At 58.0% G+C, this 1,451-nt stretch carries 2 protein-coding genes; one reads left to right on the forward strand and one right to left on the reverse strand.

What is annotated here, in order from left to right:
* Window positions 1-197: 197 nt before the first annotated feature.
* Window positions 198-698: a hypothetical protein gene (locus EOB49_RS33840; RefSeq protein WP_127383500.1), complete on the reverse strand. Its 501-nt coding sequence runs from the start codon at window positions 696-698 to the stop codon at window positions 198-200.
* Between the two features lie 157 nt (window positions 699-855).
* Here EOB49_RS33840 and EOB49_RS38265 point away from each other — a divergent pair, with 157 nt between their 5' ends.
* Complete coding sequence (locus tag EOB49_RS38265) at window positions 856-1,245, forward strand: AraC family transcriptional regulator (RefSeq protein WP_245472965.1); 390 nt, start codon at window positions 856-858, stop codon at window positions 1,243-1,245.
* Window positions 1,246-1,451 lie beyond the last annotated feature (206 nt).

The following is a 1,451-nucleotide window of genomic DNA, read 5'->3' on the forward strand; positions in this document are numbered from 1 at the left end:
CGTGGCGCCGGGAATATGAAATAATAATTCCAATCCATAGTCAATATGGAATGAGCGTTCCTTCGCCTAAAAATGGCGCCAGGCGATGGTTGCGAGAGATTCAAGACGTAGACTCATTACCGCGTGGCCAGATGTGATCGAGACGAGTTGAGGGGGAAAGCCGCCAGCCGACAAAACGACCCGTTGCAGACATTCGGCTATGATAATGCAGTCCAAACCACGCTCTCAAGGTCGAGAGAGTAGCGGGCGAGGATAGCCTCCTGATCATTTTCCTGCGTCAGAACTACCTGCTTCCCAGTAGCGTCACCGAGCAATCGCATAAAGCGGTCAAGCTGCTCAATCTCGGTTTCTCCGCTGACTTGCCTTGGATCGAAGTCGAACTCAATTTCGACAGCGCTGAAGAAGTGACATGCAAGCTGGATTGGCCCGACGTAAAAAGAAAGTAAGCTGCCTGTTTCGCTTTCCAGGGCGGCTTCGACCCCCAATGGCATCGATTCGACCTTGCCTGAGACACTGAACTTGGCCGGCGGAGTCCATGCAAGGAGGATGTCCCAGACGCCCTGCCAATCTGCCTCAGTCGTGTTCAGCACGTAGATGTCTCGCCATGAGCCGTCCCAAGCGAAATCCGATGCGATCTGTTCCCAATTCATGCATGAACCATTTTCGATGAACTTCGGTTCTAGCATGGCATACGCCATGAGCGCTTTCCACACATCCCAAGTCCGCTTCCACCTATCTCGGTCATTCCGCATTATGAGTTGACGACTTTGTCGGGTCTGGCGCCGTTCACCACGGAAGCGGGCCATCGTCGTTGAAGTACCCGGCGTTGGGGCCATCGGCATCCAGGGTCGCCAAGTGTATGACGATCTCGGCCGCCTGCTGAACCGTGCGGTGGCCCTTAAATCCATTCAGGTCGATTACGAGCCCGCGCTCGGGGGCGACAGTTTCTCCACCTCGCCCGTCAATGAGGATCTGCTCGATGCGTTGCGTCGGATGATGCGGCTGTTTGACCGGCCAGCGGAGATTCCCGTGCTGGCGGTCATGCTCGAACGCGAGATCTTGTTTCGGCTGCTGCAAGGTCCGCAGGGCGCAAAGCTTCGCCAGTTTGCGCGTGCCGACGGCCATCTGTCCCGGATTGGCCAGGCCATCGCCTGGATCCGGACACATTGTCATCAGCCGATCCGGGTCGGCGATCTGGCCGAAATCGCTCATATGAGCAACGCTGCATTTTACCGCCATTTCTAGGCGGCGACGGCCACCCGCCAGCTTCTGGCTGCCCAGCCAGGCAATGTTGCAAGCGTCGCATTCGCCGTCAGCTACGAGAGCGCTTCCCAGTTCAGCCGGAGTATGCCCGCCAGTTCGGGTCGCCGCCCGCGCGCGACGCAGCCCGGCTATTGGCAGCGGGCGAGGCTGTCGTGGAGGTTTTTAGCCCTTGCGCTTGCGGCCCGTGT

Source organism: Mesorhizobium sp. M7A.F.Ca.MR.148.00.0.0, from assembly GCF_003997735.1.
Classification (GTDB): domain Bacteria; phylum Pseudomonadota; class Alphaproteobacteria; order Rhizobiales; family Rhizobiaceae; genus Mesorhizobium.

Bases quoted from the DNA above. Each gene is read 5' to 3' on its own strand.
- EOB49_RS33840 (WP_127383500.1), bottom strand. From the start codon at position 698: ATGGCGTATGCCATGCTAGAACCGAAGTTCATCGAAAATGGTTCATGC.